The 18,482-nt window shown below is 60.2% G+C and carries 19 protein-coding genes; 4 read left to right on the top strand and 15 right to left on the bottom strand.

Annotated elements, in window-relative coordinates:
• Window positions 1–92 precede the first annotated feature (92 nt).
• Genes ribA through V6607_RS29330 form a run of 3 tightly spaced genes read left to right on the top strand, consistent with a single transcriptional unit; the run spans window position 93 to window position 1,923 of the window.
• Window positions 93–710: a GTP cyclohydrolase II gene (ribA, locus tag V6607_RS29340; protein ID WP_003209983.1), complete on the top strand. Its 618-nt coding sequence runs from the start codon at window positions 93–95 to the stop codon at window positions 708–710.
• Window positions 707–1,126 (top strand): nuclear FMR1 interacting 1 family protein, encoded by a 420-nt coding sequence (locus V6607_RS29335; protein WP_003209980.1) that lies wholly within the window; start codon window positions 707–709, stop codon window positions 1,124–1,126. The genes ribA and V6607_RS29335 overlap by 4 nt, the downstream gene beginning before the upstream one ends.
• Window positions 1,126–1,923: a cobalamin-binding protein gene (locus tag V6607_RS29330; RefSeq protein WP_134327388.1), complete on the top strand. Its 798-nt coding sequence runs from the start codon at window positions 1,126–1,128 to the stop codon at window positions 1,921–1,923. The genes V6607_RS29335 and V6607_RS29330 overlap by 1 nt, the downstream gene beginning before the upstream one ends.
• A gap of 107 nt (window positions 1,924–2,030) precedes the next feature.
• Here V6607_RS29330 and V6607_RS29325 read toward each other — a convergent pair whose 3' ends face one another.
• From V6607_RS29325 to V6607_RS29295, 7 genes are all read right to left on the bottom strand, one after another.
• Window positions 2,031–3,926, bottom strand: coding sequence for a TonB-dependent receptor (locus V6607_RS29325; RefSeq protein ID WP_134327387.1), 1,896 nt, complete (start codon window positions 3,924–3,926; stop codon window positions 2,031–2,033).
• Window positions 3,927–4,068: 142 nt separating this feature from the next.
• Window positions 4,069–5,967, bottom strand: a complete 1,899-nt coding sequence (dxs, locus tag V6607_RS29320; protein ID WP_008436502.1) for a 1-deoxy-D-xylulose-5-phosphate synthase — start codon at window positions 5,965–5,967, stop codon at window positions 4,069–4,071.
• 110 nt (window positions 5,968–6,077) lie between these two features.
• Window positions 6,078–6,965, bottom strand: a complete 888-nt coding sequence (gene ispA, locus V6607_RS29315) for a (2E,6E)-farnesyl diphosphate synthase (protein ID WP_003209966.1) — start codon at window positions 6,963–6,965, stop codon at window positions 6,078–6,080.
• Complete coding sequence (locus V6607_RS29310) at window positions 6,962–7,204, bottom strand: exodeoxyribonuclease VII small subunit (protein WP_003209964.1); 243 nt, start codon at window positions 7,202–7,204, stop codon at window positions 6,962–6,964. Before V6607_RS29310 ends, ispA begins: the two co-directional genes overlap by 4 nt.
• 88 nt (window positions 7,205–7,292) lie before the next feature.
• Window positions 7,293–8,432: a Fic family protein gene (locus V6607_RS29305; RefSeq protein ID WP_134327386.1), complete on the bottom strand. Its 1,140-nt coding sequence runs from the start codon at window positions 8,430–8,432 to the stop codon at window positions 7,293–7,295.
• Window positions 8,433–8,847: 415 nt separating this feature from the next.
• Window positions 8,848–9,240: a MerR family transcriptional regulator gene (locus V6607_RS29300; RefSeq protein ID WP_087692355.1), complete on the bottom strand. Its 393-nt coding sequence runs from the start codon at window positions 9,238–9,240 to the stop codon at window positions 8,848–8,850.
• Window positions 9,179–9,823: an NAD(P)H-dependent oxidoreductase gene (locus V6607_RS29295; protein WP_134327385.1), complete on the bottom strand. Its 645-nt coding sequence runs from the start codon at window positions 9,821–9,823 to the stop codon at window positions 9,179–9,181. The genes V6607_RS29300 and V6607_RS29295 overlap by 62 nt, the downstream gene beginning before the upstream one ends.
• Before the next feature lie 399 nt (window positions 9,824–10,222).
• On the opposite strand from V6607_RS29295, the gene V6607_RS29290 reads away from it, so the two are divergent.
• Window positions 10,223–10,534: a DUF3077 domain-containing protein gene (locus V6607_RS29290; RefSeq protein WP_003219377.1), complete on the top strand. Its 312-nt coding sequence runs from the start codon at window positions 10,223–10,225 to the stop codon at window positions 10,532–10,534.
• A gap of 123 nt (window positions 10,535–10,657) precedes the next feature.
• Here V6607_RS29290 and V6607_RS29285 read toward each other — a convergent pair whose 3' ends face one another.
• From V6607_RS29285 to V6607_RS29250, 8 genes are all read right to left on the bottom strand, one after another.
• The gene (locus tag V6607_RS29285; protein WP_134327384.1) at window positions 10,658–11,779 is read right to left on the bottom strand and encodes a Fic family protein; all 1,122 of its coding nucleotides are present in this window, start codon (window positions 11,777–11,779) and stop codon (window positions 10,658–10,660) included.
• A gap of 506 nt (window positions 11,780–12,285) precedes the next feature.
• Window positions 12,286–13,062 (bottom strand): XRE family transcriptional regulator, encoded by a 777-nt coding sequence (locus tag V6607_RS29280; protein ID WP_087692357.1) that lies wholly within the window; start codon window positions 13,060–13,062, stop codon window positions 12,286–12,288.
• A 214-nt stretch (window positions 13,063–13,276) separates the two neighbouring features.
• Window positions 13,277–13,804: an inorganic diphosphatase gene (gene ppa, locus V6607_RS29275; RefSeq protein ID WP_003219382.1), complete on the bottom strand. Its 528-nt coding sequence runs from the start codon at window positions 13,802–13,804 to the stop codon at window positions 13,277–13,279.
• Window positions 13,805–13,897: 93 nt separating this feature from the next.
• Window positions 13,898–14,728 carry a zinc-dependent peptidase gene (locus V6607_RS29270; protein WP_134327369.1) on the bottom strand — a complete coding sequence of 277 codons (831 nt, stop codon included), beginning with the start codon at window positions 14,726–14,728 and terminating at the stop codon, window positions 13,898–13,900.
• A 6-nt stretch (window positions 14,729–14,734) separates the two neighbouring features.
• Complete coding sequence (locus V6607_RS29265; RefSeq protein WP_008436520.1) at window positions 14,735–15,391, bottom strand: DedA family protein; 657 nt, start codon at window positions 15,389–15,391, stop codon at window positions 14,735–14,737.
• Between the two features lie 240 nt (window positions 15,392–15,631).
• Window positions 15,632–16,090, bottom strand: a complete 459-nt coding sequence (locus V6607_RS29260; RefSeq protein ID WP_003219389.1) for a GNAT family N-acetyltransferase — start codon at window positions 16,088–16,090, stop codon at window positions 15,632–15,634.
• Window positions 16,091–16,182: 92 nt separating this feature from the next.
• Window positions 16,183–17,031 carry an ethanolamine ammonia-lyase subunit EutC gene (gene eutC / locus V6607_RS29255; protein WP_134327368.1) on the bottom strand — a complete coding sequence of 283 codons (849 nt, stop codon included), beginning with the start codon at window positions 17,029–17,031 and terminating at the stop codon, window positions 16,183–16,185.
• A complete protein-coding gene (locus V6607_RS29250) occupies window positions 17,028–18,422 on the bottom strand; it encodes an ethanolamine ammonia-lyase subunit EutB (RefSeq protein WP_003219393.1) in 1,395 nt (464 codons plus the stop codon). The genes eutC and V6607_RS29250 overlap by 4 nt, the downstream gene beginning before the upstream one ends.
• Between the last annotated feature and the right edge of the window lie 60 nt (window positions 18,423–18,482).

Genomic DNA, 18,482 nt, shown 5'->3' with positions numbered 1-18,482 from the left:
TTGATCTTTATCAGCGATAATTCAGCTTAAGCGTCTGTAGGAACCTACTGTTACAATCCCTCCCCTGTGAAATCTGAAATCAGGAGCACAAGGTGCCCGTCGTTTTCGTCGCCGCTTCCAAGCTGCCAACCCCTTTTGCCACGTTCACCATGAATGGCTTTCTTGAAGAAGCCACCGGGCGCGAACACGTTGTTCTCAGCCTCGGTGACGTGGCGGACGGTGCCCCGGTCCTCGGTCGCGTGCACTCCGAGTGCCTGACCGGTGATGCGCTGTTCAGCCAGCGCTGTGACTGCGGCTCGCAACTGGAAGCCGCCCTGCAGGCCATCGCCCGTGAAGGCCGTGGCGTGTTGCTGTACCTGCGTCAGGAAGGCCGTGGCATTGGCCTGCTGAACAAGATCCGCGCCTATGAGCTGCAAGATGGCGGCGCCGACACTGTGGAAGCCAACGAGCGCCTCGGTTTTGCCGCTGACCAGCGCGACTATGGAATCTGCCTGCCGATGCTCCAGCACCTGGGCGTTAAATCCCTGCGGCTGATGACCAACAACCCGCGCAAGGTCAAAGCCTTGACCGACATGGGCATCACCGTCGCCGAGCGCGTGCCGCTGCACACCGGCCACAACCCGCACAACAAGCTGTACCTGGCCACCAAGGCCAGCAAGCTCGACCACATGATGGGCAACGAGCACCAGGGCGAGGCCGATCGGGCGTGACGCGCGGCCAGGTCAAGCGGCGGCTGTCGTTTAACTGGTGGCAATACCTGGCGTTGGCGTTGGTGCCGTTGTTTGTGATCAACCTGGTGTTTGGCAAGGCCGAGCCCTTGCTGCCGGTGCTGGCGATGCCGTTTTTTATCGCCGGCGTAGCCTCGATGTTTGTCAGCCTGCGTTACTTCCACGGCTATAAACACGCGCTGATCGCCACCGGCAAAGCCCTCGATACCCCTGAAGAGCCGGCTGCCTGGATCACCCTCGCGGCCCGCCGTCGTGTGGCGTTGCTGGTGGCTGCACTGCCGGCCTGGGTCGGCGCGCTGGCGGTGTTTGTCGGGCTGGAAGCGGTGCCGCTGTTTCTGTTGGCATTGTCGACCCTGGTGCTGTTCTACCTCTACCGCATCCCGCGCCAGTTGGGTTGATGCGCGGCTGGCTGGCGGTGTTGTTGCTGGCAGTCGCGGCCCAGGCTGCGGCGGTTGAGCGGGTGGTCAGCCTTGCGCCTTCGTTGTCTGAAATCGTCGTTGAACTGGGCGCCGCCGATTTGCTGGTGGGCGTGCTGGATGGCGGCGAGCGGCCACAGGCGTTGGCGAACGTGCCGTCTGTGGGCAACTACGGGCAGTTGGACATGGAGCGGCTGCTCAGCCTCAAGCCCGACCTGATCCTGCTTTGGCCCGGCAGCGTCGGCCCGGGCCCGCGTGAACAGCTGCAACGCCTGAACATCCCGGTATTTGTCGCCGAACCCCACAGCCTCGAACAACTCACTTCACAGGTCGAAACCATTGCCCGGCAACTCGGGCGGGATGACGCCGGCCGGCAATTGGCCGCGCAGTTGCGTCAGCGCTTGGCCGAGTTGCGCTCGCGCTATCACCGGGCCGAGCCGTTGCGGGTGTTTTATCAGGTGTGGAACCAGCCGCTGTACACCGTGGGTGGCGGGCAGATCATCAGCGATGCGCTGAGTGTGTGCGGCGCGCGCAATGTGTTCGATGACCTGAAATTACCGGCACCGCAGGTCAGCATTGAGTCGGTGTTGCAGCGTAATCCCGAGGTGATTCTGGCGGGCGATCAAGCGCAGTTGGATGCCTGGAAGGCCTGGCCCCAGCTGGCGGCGGTAGCTGGCGGGCGTTTGCTGGTGGTGCCTGACAAGGGCCTGGAACGGCCCAGCGGGCAGATGCTGCAGGCGGTGGCGCGGTTGTGTCAGGTTCTTGCTCCGGGGCTGTGAGACCGCTATCGCAGGCACGCCAGCTCCCACATTTGACTGAGTCGTCTGGATAAGCACGGTCCCCTGTGGGAGCCGGGCTTGCCCGCGATGAGGCCGGTGCAGGCGACTTAGAGTTCCGGCGTCCAGGTCACCCCGAACATCAGTGCCCGGCCTTCTTCCCGATAGCCATATTGCTGGCCTTGATACTGATACAGCGCCCGGCTGTAGTCCTTGTTCAGCAGGTTATCGAGCTTCATTTCCAGCGTGACTTCATGGTTCACCGCCCAACTGCCCTGTAGCCCCAGCAAGCCATACCCGCCCAGGCGTTGCTGGTTCGCCGCATCGTCGTAGCTGCTGCTCACCGCTTGCCAGCTGGCGCCGACGCCGAATTGATCGAATTGGCGATCCAGGTCCAGGCTCAGGGTGCGCCGGGCTCGACGCGCCAGTGTGCGCCCGGTGTCGCGGTCGCGTGGGTCGATCAATGCAACGGCGAGGCTGCTTTGCCAGCCGAACAGTTCTTGCTTGAGCGCCGCCTCGAAGCCGTTGATGCGTGCGGCGCTGACGTTTTGCGGGCCGTTGCTGGCAAACACGATCGCATCCTGAATATCGGTGCGGTACAGCGAGGCTTCCAGTCGGCTGCTGTCGCTGAGCTGGCTGCGCCATTGCACTTCGTAGCTTTTCGATGTCTCGGGCTTGAGGTTCGGGTTACTGTTTTTGAAGCCGAATTCGTCCGGGTAGTAGAGGTCGTTGAACGTAGGCGCGCGGAAGCCTTCGCTGTAGCTCAGCAACAGATCATTGTCCGGGTTCAGCGGCAGGGTGAAGGTGCCGCTCCAACTGTTGTGGCCGCCGAACTGTTGGTTATCGTCGCGACGCAGGCCCAGTTCAGTGGAAAAGGACTGGGCTTGAAAACGGTGCTGGATAAACGCCGCTCGATTCCAGCGACTGTCTTCGGCGAACGCTGTGCTGCTGTTGACCTGGTCCTCGTACCAGTCGCCGCCCAGGATCAGGCTGTTCTGCTCATTGAGGGTCAGGTCGTTCTGCCAATTCAGTGAGTTGCGGTAAGTGTTGAACACGCTGCGTTCGGTGCTGAGCTTGTCCCGGGTTTCTTCGCGGTTTTCGCTGTGGCCCGCTTCCAGCCGGGACTTCCACGTGTCATTGATACGCGCGTCAACATAGGTGCTGACACTGCTCACGGTGAAGTGGGTGTAGGGCTTTTGCTGGAAGCTTTGGAAGGTGGTCGAATCGAAGCGACCGAACGGGTTGTCGAATTCGCTTTTGCCGCGGTTATCCAGCACGTTCACACCCGCTTCGAGGTCATCGTTGAAGGCATGGCTCAGGCTGAAACTGATGGTCTGGTTGCGATAGGCGTCATGGTCACGGTCGCTGGGATAGGAGTCGTACGTGCGATTGATTCCCGCCGTGTCATCCAGGCTGGCGCCGAGGTTGAAGCGGGTTTGCGCATCGCCGCCGGACAAGCCCAGGCTGCGTTCCCACGTCTGGTTGCTGCCAAATCCCACATGCAGGCGGGGTTGCAGGCCGGACTCGTTACCACGCCGGGTGAAAATCTGGATCACCCCGCCAATCGCATCGCTGCCGTAGATCACCGAGCGCGAACCACGCAGGACTTCCACGCGTTCGATCTGCTGGATGTTCAGGTGCTGCAGGTTGCTGTCGCCGGAAGTCGAGTTGCCGATGCGCTGTCCGTCGACCAACACCAGGCTCTGGGCCGACTTGGTGCCACGAATGTAGACGCTTGCCAGACTGCCACGGCCACCGGCCTGTGAAACCTGCACGCCGGGCACGCGACTGAGCAAGTCGGTCACGCTGGTGGGTTGCAGGCGGTCGATGTCGTCGCGGGTGAAGACGGTGTTGGCGGCGCTGCTGTCGTTGCGCGCCTGGACCTGGCGGTTGGCGCTGATCACCATGTCGGGCAGCTTGAGGGCTTGGTCGCGTTCGAAACTGTCGGCGAGCAGGTCGGTGGCGGGCAGTAACAGAAGGGGCAGGGCGAGGCGAAGGCGGTTCATGGGCTGTCCGTAGCATTTGAAGTTGGCATAAAACAAATGTGGGAGCGGGCTTGCTCGCGAAGGCGCAGTGTCAGTCAATGCATCTGTCGACTGACCCAGCGCTTTCGCGAGCAAGCCCGCTCCCACATTTTTAATCGCGTTTCTACAGGCCCAGCAGGGCCATGCGCTGACGAACCGAAGCTTCAATCCCGGATTCATCCAGCCCGCACTCGGCCAGCATCTGCGCCGGCTTGGCATGCTCGACATACACATCTGGCAAGCCCAGGTGCAGCACCGACTTGAGGATATTCTCCCGCGCCAGGAACTCACTGACTGCCGCACCGGCGCCGCCCATGATGGCGTTTTCTTCGATGGTCACCAGCAGCTCATGGCTGCCGGCGATCTCGCGCACCAAGGCCTCGTCCAGTGGCTTGACGAAACGCATGTCTACCACCGTGGCGTCGATCTTCTCGGCCACTTTCAAGGCTTCAGCCAATTGCACGCCGAACACCAGCAAGGCAACGCCGCTGCCCTGGCGGCGGACGATACCCTTGCCGATTTCGATAGGCTCAAGGTCCTTTTCGATCACTGCATTCGGACCATTCCCCCGCGGATAGCGCACAGCCGCCGGGCCGTTGTACAGGTGGCCGGTGCTGAGCATCTTGCGCAGTTCGTTCTCGTCGCTCGGGGTCATCACCAGCATGCCGGGGATGCAGCGCAGGTACGAGAGGTCGAAGCTGCCGGCATGGGTCGGGCCGTCTTCGCCCACCAGGCCCGCACGGTCGATGGCGAACAGCACGTCGAGGTTCTGCACCGCGACGTCATGAATCAACTGGTCATAACCGCGTTGCAGGAACGTAGAGTAGATCGCTACCACCGGCTTGGCGCCTTCACAGGCCATGCCCGCGGCGAAGGTCACCGCGTGTTGCTCGGCGATGGCCACGTCGAAATAGCGCAGCGGGAAACGCTCGCTGAACGCCACCAGGTCGGAACCTTCCTTCATCGCCGGGGTGATGCCCACCAGGCGCGGGTCGGCGGCGGCCATGTCACACAGCCATTCGCCGAACACACCGGAATACTTTGGCCCGCTGGGCTTCTTCGGCGCGGCGGCCGGGGCGTTCAGCGGTTCCAGCTTGGTGATCGCGTGGTAACCAATCGGGTCGACTTCCGCCGGGGCGAAGCCTTTGCCTTTCTTGGTCACGATATGCAGGAACTGCGGGCCTTTAAGGTCACGCATGTTGCGCAGGGTGGCGATCAGGGTTGGAAGGTCATGGCCGTCGATCGGGCCGATGTAGTTCCAGCCCAGCTCTTCGAACAGGGTGCCGGGAACCAGCATCCCCTTGGCATATTCTTCGGTACGACGGGCAATTTCCCACGCGCCGGGCAGACGCGAGAGCACCTTCTTGCTGCCTTCACGCATGCTTGCGTAAGTGCGGCTGGAGAGGATTTTTGCCAGGTAATTCGACAGGCCACCGACATTGCGCGAGATCGACATGTCGTTGTCGTTGAGGATCACCAGCATGTTGGCGTCCACTTCCGGCGCGTGGTTCAGCGCCTCGAAGGCCATGCCGGCGGTCAACGCGCCATCACCGATCACCGCAATCGCCTTGCGATCGCTGTTTTGCAGGCGGGCGGCAATGGCCATGCCCAGCGCTGCACTGATAGAGGTGCTGGAGTGGCCGACGCCAAAGGTGTCGTACTCGCTCTCGGAGCGGCGCGGGAAGGCGGCGATGCCATCCTTCTGGCGCAGCGTGGCCATGCGCTCGCGGCGTCCGGTGAGAATCTTGTGCGGATAGGCCTGATGACCCACGTCCCACACCAGCCGGTCGTCCGGAGTGTCGAATACGTAATGCAGCGCAATGGTCAGCTCGATGACGCCCAGGCCGGCACCGAAATGCCCACCGGTCTGGCCGACCGTGTAGAGCAATTCCAGGCGCAACTCATCGGCCAGGGTTTCCAGCTCGGCTTCACCCAGGCGGCGCAGGCCGGCTGGCGTGTTGGCACGGTCCAGCAGGGGCGTGGCCGGGCGCTTGCGGGGAATCTCTTGAAACGTCGTGGGCATCAGGCGAATCGTTATAGGTATAGAAGAGGCGGCAGTTTACCTCAAGCATCGCAAACTGCCCACGCAGAGCGCCGAACTTGGCTGATATGCGGTGGAAAAGGCCGCTGTTGTCAGTGGCGACGTTCGACGATATACCGCGCCAGGTCACGCAGTGGCTCGGCAGCCGCGTCGAAAGGTCGCAGGGCATCCAGGGCCTGGTCCCGCAGCTCCAGGGCGTACGCCTTGGCGGCTTCCAGCCCAAGAAGCGAAGGATAAGTCGGCTTGTCCCGTGCGATATCAGCACCCTGGCGCTTGCCGAGGGTCGCGGTATCGCTTTCAACGTCGAGAATATCGTCCTGCACCTGGAACGCCAGGCCGATGGCCCGCGCGTAGGTTTGCAGCGCCGCCAGTTGCGCAGCTTCGGCACGGCCACTGGCCAGGGCGCCGAGGTGCACGGCGGCCTCGATCAGCGCGCCGGTCTTGTGGCGGTGCATGTATTCCAGGGCTTGTTGATCGAGCTTCAAACCGACCGAGCCCAGGTCAATCGCCTGGCCGCCGACCATGCCGGCAGGCCCTGCGGCCAGCGCCAGCGCGGTAACCATGCGCAGACGGATCTCGGCGTTGACGCTGCTCAGGCGCGGGTCCAGCAAGGCGCTGAACGCCAGGCTTTGCAGGCCGTCACCGGCGAGAATCGCGCAGGCTTCATCAAAGGCTTTATGGGTAGTGGGCTGGCCGCGACGCAGATCGTCGTCGTCCATTGCCGGCAAATCGTCGTGTACCAGGGAGTAAGCGTGGATCAACTCCACCGCACAGGCGGCGCCGTTGGCTTCCTCCGCCTGGGCGCCGAGGGCTTCACAGGCCGCATAGGCGAGCAACGGGCGAACCCGCTTGCCACCGTTCATCACGCTGTAGCGCATGGCCTCATACAGGCGGTTCAGCTCAGGGCTGGGCGCGACAAACAGCGGTTCCAGCGCAGCATTGACCCGGGCCTGGCTGCCGGCCTGATAAGCGTCGATCATTCAGGCTGTTCCGCATCGAAAGGTTCTTCGGCCAACTCCCCATCGCGTTCCAGCAACACCTGGACCTTCTGCTCCGCCTGCGCCAGGGCGCTCTGGCAGTCGCGGGTCAGGCCGATGCCTTGCTCGAATGCGGTCAACGAGTCTTCCAGCGACAACTCGCCGTTCTCCATCCGCTCGACCAGGGTTTGCAGGTCGGCGAGGGATTGTTCGAAATCGAGTGCAACTTTTTTGCGGGCCATGGCGGCTATTCCGGTAGACGGTAAACCGGCGCGACACTAGCAGACATGGGGGATTGGGGCAAATGAGTGGGGGGATTTGCCTTGAAAATCAATCGCCTTGAGTGTTGATTTGATAGCGGGTGCTGCGGCCGCCGCCGGGTAGCCGAACCAGGCAGTTTTTTTCCAGAAGATCGGCCAGATGTCGGGTCGCCGTGGCCTTGGACACTTTGGCCACTGCCTGATACTGGGCGGCGCTGATCCCGTGCTCAAAGCCCTTTTCGCCACCGTCGAGCAGGCGATTCAAGACTTTGGTCTGTTCGGCGCTGAGTGCGTGGTCCCGATGCTGCTGCCAGAAGCGGGTTTTGCCCAGCACCCGGTCAATCCGCATCATGGCCTGCTGCAAGCTACGAAGCAGCGTTTGCAGGAACCACTCAAGCCAATCGGTGATATCCAGCGTGGCCTTTTGACTGGTTTCCAGTGCACGGTAATAGCCCGCCCGGTCTTCAAGGATGCTCGCCGACATCGCGTAGAAGCGGATCGCTTGATGCTCTGCCTGGGCAAGCGCGAGGTCGGTAATCGCCCGCGTCAGACGACCATTACCATCATCGAAGGGATGCAGGGTGACGAACCAGAAATGCGCCAGGCCTGCGCGCAGCAATGGGTCAAGGGCCGCATGATGGCGACTGGCTTCAAACCATTCGATGAAATCGTCCAGCGACTGCTCTAGCCCTTGGCGGGGTGGGGCCTCGAAATGCACAGTGGGTCGGTCCAGTCGTCCCGACACAACCTGCATGGGCTCATCCCCCCTTAGCGCGCCTACGTTCAAGCCGTGGGTGGAAAAGCGGGCCTCCTCGGCGGGAAACAACCACCGATGCCAGTTAAATAGACGGGTGAGGGTAAACGGTTGAGCAACCTGTTGCGTGGCGTCCAGCATCAAGTCAGCCAGACCCTCGCTGCGTCGGCTCACGGAGCCGTCTTGCAATTGCTCCAGGCCCAGGCGTCGGGCCAAAGAGGAACGTACCGAGCCCACATTCAGTTGCTCACCCTCGATTGCCGAGGAGGTCAGAATGTTTTGCAGCAACGCATCCAGTTCATTCTCCGAACTCTGTGCCTGGCTGACCGAACCGAGCATGCCCAGCAACTTTCCTTGCGCCTGCGTGCACTCGCGCAACAACGCTGCGAGTCGCTCTGGTTGCCAGTGAAAGTGCGGCCAGTCGGGTTGTTGCCAGATCCAGTTCGGGTGATCCATGGAGGCATGCTCGGTATGTGAGCCGAATAGAAGGCTTATTCGGCTCATTTGGTGAGCCGATTGTGTGAGCGATTCGGCTCACTGTCCAGTCAGATGCGCACATCAGGCACAGCGCCGCCTCATCATTGGCCAGCAGGATCGCCTGTTCCATAACCTTTGGCGCAGTACTCGCCAGCTCCATCGATTCGCTGGCTGTCGCCCCCAGGCTTTCAAACAGCTGCCGGCGTCCTTGAAGATCTCCTGCGCTTGCTTGATGGCGTCCCACACGCCGGTAATCGCCGTCCAACTTCCCGCCAGCACGCCATTGCCAATCGCGCTCGAAGTGGACCTTTCCCAGTGCGGCCGGAAACCACTCCATTACTTGCGAAGCTTTTTCTGTTCCGAGCCGCTGCCCGGTACTACGTAAAACAGCGGTTCAGCTCATTGACGGCCGTGGCGTTTTCGGTGGTGCGTTGCATTGACCCTGAGCGTCCTTGAGACTGGCCTCAAATTCGACCAATCCCCCGTGCATCTTCTGCAGCGCTTCGATTTGCTTCATCAGTTCCTGCTTTTTGTTGGTGATTGCCTTGTCCGCCAGCTCCCAGGGCAACCCATCACCAGGATGCCCGACCAGAATCACCTGCAACTCCTTGAGCTTGAAACCCAACTGCTGGGCACACTTGATGAACGTCAGCAGCTCGACACTTTGCGTAGAGTAAATCCGATAACGGCCTTCCCGCTGCGGCGGCGGCAACAGGCCGATGGCCTCATAGTGACGAATCGCCTTGATGGTTGTGCCCGACAGTTGCGCGGCTTTGCCGATGTACATGAAAAATCCTTTTCCCAAAGAGTGCGCCGGCCTGTTTCAGCCACTGTTCCCGCTGTGCTGGCGTAGAGCCCAACACCGGCCCGAACAGCAACGTCTTGATCGGCTGAATGCCACAAAACGCCAGTGTTGTCTTGCGCATCTGATGCAGCGCGGGCATGCGGTAGAACCACCTGTAATACCACGGCGGCGTGTCCAGGGTCACCAGCAAGTGCGCGGTTCTGCCCTTCAGGAGTTTGTCGGGGAAGGCCTTTCCCTTGCGGTATTTGAAGGCGAAACCGGATAGGAAAATTCGGTCGATAAAACCTTTCATCAACGCAGGGATTCCACCCCACCAGATGGGGAAAACAAACGTCAGGTGATTGGCCCACAGGATGTCGGATTGAGCGTTGAGCAGGTCGGGTTCCAGAGGCTGGGCCTGGTTGTAGCCGTTGTGGAGGATAGGGTCGAAGGCCAGTTCACCCAGACGCAGGATGCGTACTTCGTGGCCGGCGTTTTTGGCGCTGGTGATGTAGGTGTCGGTGAGGGCCGAGCAGAAGCTGGTGCTGGAAGGGTGGCCGAGGATGACCAGGATGCGTTGGCTCATGGTGGTGCGGTCCTGAAAACTGGGGTTTCAGGGTGAGGTGTGACCTTAGGGGGAGAGTCAAGAAGATGCAGTGATTGGGAATGGCCAGGAAGACTGATCCCTTTCATTTGCAGGACGTTTCCTAGAGAATTCCAAGCGCTTGCGCCAGCAAAATCCCGCGACTAGTCTGCGTTCCGTCACTGCATATTCGGTGATCGGGTTTAGTCGCCCGGATTCGATTGGCGCACGATCAGTTCATGAGTCAGGCCGTTTTTCGCCTGCACTTTTATGGTGGCTGTGCGCAGGGCGCCCTCGGGCGCGCCGGGTTTCCAATCGACCGGTCGACTAACCTGCGTACAGCTGCCGCCTTCGTTTAGTCGCGAGGAGTGGTGGCTCCAAATGTTTGATTGGAGATTTACCATGGTCAAAGTTACCCCCGATCCACCCGCATTCCATAAAGCCTTACTCCGCGACACTGATGCCTCGCGTCGAGTGATCGATCACTACCTTAAAGCGCCGGACGCGCAGCCTTCACCCAACCCGTTTACCGTCGATGACGAACTGAGTTTCGAAGATGCGCTGGCCCATGCTGCCGAGTTGCTGCATTGCGCCGTAGCAACCGCCCAGGCGTCGACCGAGCCGCTGAATGGCGCACAGCGGGCGGTGATGCATTTGGTGGAAATGTCGAAGGTGGTGGTGGATCGAGCGCTGGACTGTTTGCAGCCGAGGTGAGGACCTTAAGCCTACGCTGAGGTTGCGATGCATTTGGTCAGCGATCTACTGACCAAATGCTCATCATCCTGGCTCAGGGGCGGAAATCCCGGCAGACGATCGCCATGGATTAAAGCGGTCTCCTCAGGCGTATGGCTTGAAGTCATTGCTGTCGCGAGTGAGTAGCTGCATCAGTTTGGGATGGATGAAGAGCTTTTCCTTGCCAACCTGAACCTCTTGCAGAACGCCGATGGCGACTAGTTCTTTGAGGTAACGGGAGGCTGCTTGACGCTGGGCAATCTGTTTGTCGACGACGTTGCTGATGCGGCAGTAGGGCTGTTCGAAAATGACGTCTACCAGCTCGCGGGAATAGGTTTTCGGCAACTGCTCACGAACAAACTGGGTGGTGTGCTCGGACAGGCTGCGAATAGCGGCAATTTTTGCACAAGTCCAGCGTGCTGTTTCTTCCACAGCGCTGAGCATGTACAGCAGCCAAGGCTCCCAGGCTTGTTCGCGAGTGACATCAAGCAACAGGCGGTAGTAATCGGCTCTATGGGCAATGATGTAACGGCTAAGGTAGAGAATCGGTAGATTCAGCAGGCCTTCCTGGATCAGGTACAGGGTGTTGAGCACTCGCCCGGTACGGCCATTGCCGTCGGTGAATGGGTGAATGGCTTCGAATTGATAGTGACTAACCGCCATACGTACTAATGGATCCAGGTCGGTCTCGTTGTGCAGGAAACGCTCCCAGTTGGCGAGCATGTCACGTAAGCGATCTTCGCCTTCCGGTGGGGTATAGATGATCTCGCCGGTTCGGTCGTTGGCTAGCTGGACTCCTGGCACCCGGCGTATATCCATGTTCACGCCTTTAAGCGTGCGGCAGATTTCGACTGCAGTACCGCTGGAGAGTGGGCGGTCGGCCAACGATTGATAACCTTTCTGCAGGGCTTTGCGGTAGCGCAGTGCTTCCTTGGTCGCTGGGTCTGCGTGGCTATCTCCATCCTGAGCATGCTGAAAGAGCAAATCCGTGGTGGTGACGATACTTTCGATCTCTGAGCTGTCCTTGGCCTCCAGCAATGGAATGGTGTTGATCAGCATTGTCTGGTTAGGGATCAGCTCAGCCGCTTGCTTCAATTCGGCCAGGGCTGTGCGGGCCTCAATGCAGCGTTTGAGCACTGCATGGGTTTCCAGAACAGTTGCCGGTGGCAAAGTGGGAAGCTGGTTGTAGGGCTTGTCAGCCTGCCAGGGAAGGTGGGATGCGGTCATGGATGGGGCTCGGTCTTTGACTTATCCGTCTAAAGGTAAGAGGGGCTCATCAGGGCGCCCTTTCGTGGCGTCAGTGTAAACATGCGTGCACTACGTGTCGCTATATTTTGATTTCTGCGACACGTCTTGATGTCATGTCGTTGGTAACGACAGGTATGCGAAACGTGTTCTTGGAACGGGCTTTTAGCGACGTATCAGGCGAATGTCCTGAGGATGGAAAAGACGGCTTGCGTGCCTTGGAGCGGTTGGCGCGTTCTCAAATAGCTCGATGCCTGGCAGGTGTAGCGCATTTCTTCCAGGCATTAAAAAGCCGGCTTGTGGCCGGCTTCTCGGGGACTGGTTCAGCTTATTTTTGGTAAACCTCACCAGCCTTCAAATCGTTCACCCAGGCTCGCACCCTGATGATAAGGGGCATCAGCGGGAACTCCTCCGCATCGCCAGGCAGGGCGGACCGGCTTCACGCCAACCCCCTGCCAAATGTGCGGCGGATAATACCCATATTCGCCTCAATTTCCCAGCTCCGGATCCGATTTAGAGCCTTCGTAGCCCAATAAATGCGCATCCAGCGGCACCGGCGGGCGGCGGTTATTCAGTGTCGCCCACCAGAACACCCAACCCAGAATCTCAAAGTTCTGCTCATGCCGCTGCTCATAGGTCAAAAACTCGTCCGGATGCTCGGCGCTGTTGTGGCTACGCATCCGCAGGCCACCTCCTGGACGGTTGTAGAGGTATTTGATCCGCAGCATTCCGTCGTGCTCTACCGCGTAGATTTCGCCATCGATGATCTGTTTGCGACCACAGTCGATGGCAAGGGTACTTCCGTCCTGGATGATGTCGATCATGCTGTTGCCGACCATGTAGGCCCCGAGCGCCCGCTCCGGGCTTACACCGATGGCTTCAAGGGTGTGCAGGGAGAGGCGGATGCTTTCGGTCGAGGTGAAGGTGGGGTGGAGGGGGATCTCCACGTCGATTTTTACCGGGCCCGAGACCGGGTGGGTGATGTAGTTGCCGCTGGTCTCGCGGGCGATACGGTGGGAGGTGTCTGCATCGGATCCTTCCAGCAGGTAGTTGGCGGGTGGATGTTTGGGGCCTTCGCCTGTGCGCAGCCAACGGCTGGTGACGCACAACAATTCTGCGAACTCGTTGAGCCGGCCCATGGGGACGCCGCGTTTGAACCAGTTGTTTACGTGTTGAGGCGTAACATCGCGGTTCTTGGCGAAGTCGGAAGCGGAAAGATGAACTTCCCGTAATAGCGCTCTTAAGCGATCACCTGATGTATTCATAAACGCAGAGTTTACTGGCCGTAAAATCAGATCAAATAAACCATGCGTTGAGTTGCTGTATGTAGGTGTTTCCTTATCGCAGGACTATTCTGCTAGTTGATTAAGCTAGTTAAACAATTGCTGTAAATATGTTTATTAAAGTAGCCGGATGTTTATGTTTTTCCCACAAAAAAAGCCCCGATTAATCGGGGCTTTTTCAGAGCGAATAGCGGTATCAGCCTTTGTAGGCAGCGACCGACTTCAGGATCTCGGCGCGGGCGGCGTCTGCATTGCCCCAACCGTCGATCTTCACCCATTTGCCTTTTTCGAGGTCTTTGTAGTTCTCGAAGAAGTGTTTGATCTGTTCCAGCAGCAGTGGCGGCAGATCGGTGTATTCCTTCACGTCGACATACAGCTGGGACAGCTTGTCGTGTGGTACTGCGATAACTTTGGCATCGCCGCCGCCGTCGTCAGTCATGTTCAGGATGCCGACCGGGCGGGCGCGGATAACCGAGCCTGGGGTAACCGGGTAAGGGGTCACGACCAGCACGTCGAGGGGGTCACCGTCGTCTGCCAGGGTGTTGGGGATGAAACCGTAGTTGGCCGGGTAGAACATCGGGGTGGCCATGAAACGGTCAACGAACAGGCAGTCGCTGTCTTTGTCGATTTCGTATTTGATCGGCGCGTGGTTGGCCGGAATCTCGATGGCGACGTAGATGTCGTTCGGCAGGTCTTTGCCAGCCGGAATCTTGCTGTAGCTCATTGGGCGTTGCCCCCGTAGTTGGCCATGGAACATGGCCGGATTGGCCTAAAAGTGGCGGCGATTATAGGCATATTCTGACGCCGATGCCATGCGTCAGACGTCGTAGTGCGCTTGGCGTTCCGTCTGATACCGCACGTCGCCGGCCTGCAGTTGGTGCAGGCGCGCCAGGGGATCCTGACGGTAGAAGTGGCTCAGTTGCTCGTACACCTGTGGATAACTGCTGACCAGTAAATCCGGGGCACTGAAGAAATATTCGCTGGTGACGGCAAAGAACTCGGCCGGGTTTTCCGCGGCGTAGGGGTCGATGGCCGTTTCGGCGTCAGGGTTGCGGTCGAGCCGGCGGTTGAGGTCGTCGAAGGCGCTTTGCATGACGCTGGCCCATTCCTGCACGCGCATGTCGTGGTGCAGGGGTGGCAGGCCGTTGGCGTCGCCGTTGAGCATGTCCAGCTTGTGGGCCAGTTCGTGAATGACCAGGTTGTAGCCTTCCCAGTTGCCGCTGGCCAGTACGCCGGGCCACGCAAGGATCACCGGGCCCTGTTGCCAGGCTTCGCCGCTGTGCTCGCCGTCCCACTCGTGCTCCACGCCGCTGGCGTCGCGATGGCGCTGCGGGCTGAGGAAGTCGTCGGGGTACAGCACGATCTCGTGGAAGCCCTGGTACCAGTCGAGGTCGCCAAGGTTCATCAGCGGCAGCTGTGCCTGGGCGGCGAGCAGCAGGCGCTGTTCCTGGTGCAGTTCGACGCCGGGCAGGGCGGTGAGGTGTTTTTCGGCGAGGAACACCACGCAGGCTTCCCGCAGCCACTGGTCTTGCTCGGCAGTGATGCCGTCGAGGAACGTCAGGTGATGGCGCACCCGCTGCCACGTTTCATCGGCAATCGGGTGCTTGGCCAGCAGGCGCCGGCGACGCCAGGCGCTGAGGGACCACATCGCAGGTTACTGCGGCTTGGCTTCGGTGGAATTGCGGCCAAAGCGGCTGCGGAACACACCGATGATCATCGGTACCAGCGACAGCAGGATGATGAACACCACCAGCAGCGACAGGTTTTTCTTGATGAAGGGCACGTTGCCGAAGAAGTAGCCCAGGGTTACCAGGCCGCCGACCCAGAGGACGGTGCCGAACACGCTGAAACCGAAGAAGCGCGGGTAAGGCATCTTGGCGATGCCGGCGACGAACGGTGCGAAGGTCCGCAGGATCGGCAGGAAGCGCGCCAGGGTCACGGTTTTGCCGCCATGCTTGTCGTAGAAATCGTGGGTCTTTTGCAGGTAGTCGCGGCGGAAGATCTTCGAGTTGGGGTTGCTGAACAAGCGTTCCCCGGCCGTTCGTCCGATCACGTAGTTGGTACTGTCACCCAGGATGGCCGCGAGCATAAGCAGGCCGCCCAGCAATATCGGGTCCATGCCGCCGCCCGCTGCAACAGCGCCGGCGATGAACAGTAAGGAATCACCCGGCAGAAACGGCATGACCACCAGGCCGGTTTCGCAAAAGATAACCAGGAACAGAATGGCGTAGATCCACACTCCGTAGTTTCTCACCAGCATGTCGAGGTACACGTCGAGATGCAGGATAAGGTCGAGCGGGTTGAAATCCATGGAGGGCACCTGTGTGAATGGCCTGGCTCAGCGGGCCTGTGCGGAGGCTTCGGGTAATAAGGGCTACAAGGTTGTGGCGTATTTCTTACGACCCTGAAAGGTCCGCATTATACGGATAGAGTTGTGAAAAGCGTGCTGGTTTTGTAGCGGGGAATGTCGCGACTTCGATCTGATTGTAGACACAGCGTCAGTGTGGGAGGGGGCTCCCACAACAGATGTATGAGGTTTGGTTAATAGTTGTCAGTCATCGCTGATCGCAAGCACGTAGTTCTTGAACTCGGTGTCTTCCCGAAAACCGATGGACTCATAGGTTTTCTGCGCCACCTGGTTGTCGCTGCTGGTGGACACACGCAGGCGCACGGCTTGAGTTTCCTTGGCCATCTTCTTCGCGGTACGCATCAGGTTGTCGGCCACCAACTGCCGGCGTGCGTCTTCGGCGACGTAGATGTCGTTGAGGATCCACACCCGCTTGAGGGACAACGATGAAAAGCTTGGATACAGCTGGCAAAAGCCAAGCAGTTTCTTGTCGTCATCGTCGGCCAGCGCCAGGTAGATCACGGACTCCTTGCGGCGCAGGCGTTTTTCCAGGAAGGCGCGGCTCGAATCAGGAAACGGCAGCGCGCCGTAAAACTCGCGGTATTTGACGAAAAGCGGGGTCAACAGGTCCAGGTGTTCCAGGGTCGCTTGAGTAATCCGCATGCCAGGCCTCAACTTCCAAATGGGGTATGACCACACAAGCGGCCGTGTCTCGATGCTGCCTAAAGCAGAGAAAAAGCGCAATCGTGCAGGGATCAGTCCTTCGGTGGGCTGAGCAGGAAGTTTCCTTTCATCAGGTCGGGATCATCCGACTCGAGGGTTTGTACCTGCGCTTCATCCTTGAGGTTGACCCCCGACAACTGCCGGCGACAGGCCTCCCGCATCAAGTAAAGCAGGCGGTGAGCGGCCATGCCGTAGCTCAAGCCTTCCAGGCGCACATTGGAGATGCAGTTGCGGTAGGCGTCAGTGAGACCGACCTTGGGGTTGTAGGTGAAATACAGCCCCAGGCTGTCCGGCGAGCTGAGCCCCGGCCGCTCGCCGATCAGGATCACCACCATTTTTGCCCCGAGCAACTGGCCGACTTCATCCGCGACGGCGACACGGCCCTGCTCCACCAGAATCACCGGTGACAGCGACCAGCCTTCAGCGTGGGTTTGTTCCTCCATGCGTGTAAGAAAAGGCAACGTATGTTTATGCACCGCCAGGGCCGACAAGCCATCGGCCACCACCACCGCCAGGTCCACGCCGCCGGGGTTGGCTTCGGCATAGTCCCGCAGGGCCTGGACGGATTCATCACTGAGGCGGCGCCCAAGGTCCGGGCGTTGCAGGTAGCTGTGGCGGTCGACGGCGGCGCTGTGCAGCAACAGGCTGTCGCGGCCGCGCTCCGCCAGTTGGCTGCTGAGTCCTGCATGATCAAACGGCAGGTGTACCGCGTCGCGGGCCTGGGCATGGGCGAACTGGAAATCCAGCTGAGCGCCGGTAGGCATGCTGGTGCCGGTGCGGCCCAGGGCAATCCGCGCCGGGGTCAGGCGCCGCAGCTCAAGCCACGGGTTGTCCACGTTGTTTTCCGGGGTGTCGATGTGCACGGGCGGTTCCTTCTTCATCCCAGTTGCGCCAAGGCGTGGCGGAATGCCGGTGGCAGGCTGTTGCCGAAGTGCACCTTGCCGTCGGCTTGCGTGAAGATGCCCATTTTCGCCAGCCACTGTTCAAACTCCGGTGCCGGCTTTAAACCCAATGTTTGGCGGGCGTAGAGCGCGTCGTGGAACGAGGTGGTCTGGTAGTTGAGCATGATGTCGTCGGAGCCCGGGATGCCCATGATGAAGTTGATCCCGGCCACGCCCAGCAGGGTGAGCAGGGTGTCCATGTCGTCCTGGTCGGCTTCGGCGTGGTTGGTGTAGCAGATGTCGCACCCCATCGGCACGCCCAGCAGCTTGCCGCAGAAGTGGTCTTCGAGGCCGGCGCGGATGATCTGCTTGCCGTTGTACAGGTACTCGGGGCCGATAAATCCTACGACCGTGTTCACCAAAAACGGCTTGAAATGCCGGGCAACGGCATAGGCGCGGGTTTCGCAGGTTTGCTGGTCGACGCCAAAGTGTGCGTTGGCCGACAAGGCGCTGCCCTGGCCGGTTTCGAAATACATCAGGTTTTGCCCGAGGGTGCCGCGATTAAGGCTCAGGCCCGCGTCGTAGCCTTCCTGCAGCACGCTCAGGCTGATGCCGAAGCTGGCATTGGCCGCCTCGGTGCCGGCGATCGACTGGAACACCAGGTCCAGCGGCACGCCACGGTTGATGGCTTCGATGGAGGTGGTGACGTGGGTCAGCACGCAGGCCTGGGTCGGGATTTCATAACGCTGGATGATCGCGTCGAGCATTTCCAGCATCGCGCAGATCGAGGCGATGCTGTCGGTAGCCGGGTTGATGCCGATCATGGCGTCGCCGTTGCCGTAGAGCAGGCCGTCAAGAATGCTCGCGGCGATACCGGCCGGCTCATCGGTGGGATGGTTGGGCTGCAGGCGGGTGGACAGGCGCCCGCGCAGGCCCATCGTGCCGCGGAACTGTGTGACGACGCGGATCTTCTGCGCCACCAGTACCAGGTCCTGCACACGCATGATCTTCGATACGGCGGCGGCCATTTCCGGTGTCAGCCCGGGCGCCAGGGCGCGCAGGCTCTGTTCGTCGGCCGCGTCGCTGAGCAGCCAATCCCGCAAACCCCCGACGGTCAGGTGGCTGACCACGGAAAACGCCTGTTTATCGTGGGTATCGATAATCAGCCGGGTGACTTCGTCGCTTTCGTACGGGATCAGCACTTCTTCGAGAAAGTGCTTCAACGGAATGTTGGCCAGGGCCATTTGCGCCGCGACCCGCTCGCCATCGTTCTGGGCGGCAACACCCGCCAAAAAATCCCCGGAGCGGGCCGGGCTGGCCTTGGCCATCACGTCCTTGAGGCTGTCGAAGCGGTAGGTCAATGCACCGACCGCGTGGGAAAAGCTTGCCATACAGAGTCTCCTTGTCGACGCGGGCTGAATGTGAGTAAAGCGCCCGCGTCGAGGTTTATG

The sequence above is a fragment of the Pseudomonas sp. KK18 genome (genome assembly GCF_037094675.1).
GTDB lineage: Bacteria > Pseudomonadota > Gammaproteobacteria > Pseudomonadales > Pseudomonadaceae > Aquipseudomonas.
The sequence above is the reverse complement of the archived record's forward strand: the minus strand, read 5'-3'. Positions and strand labels throughout refer to the sequence as shown.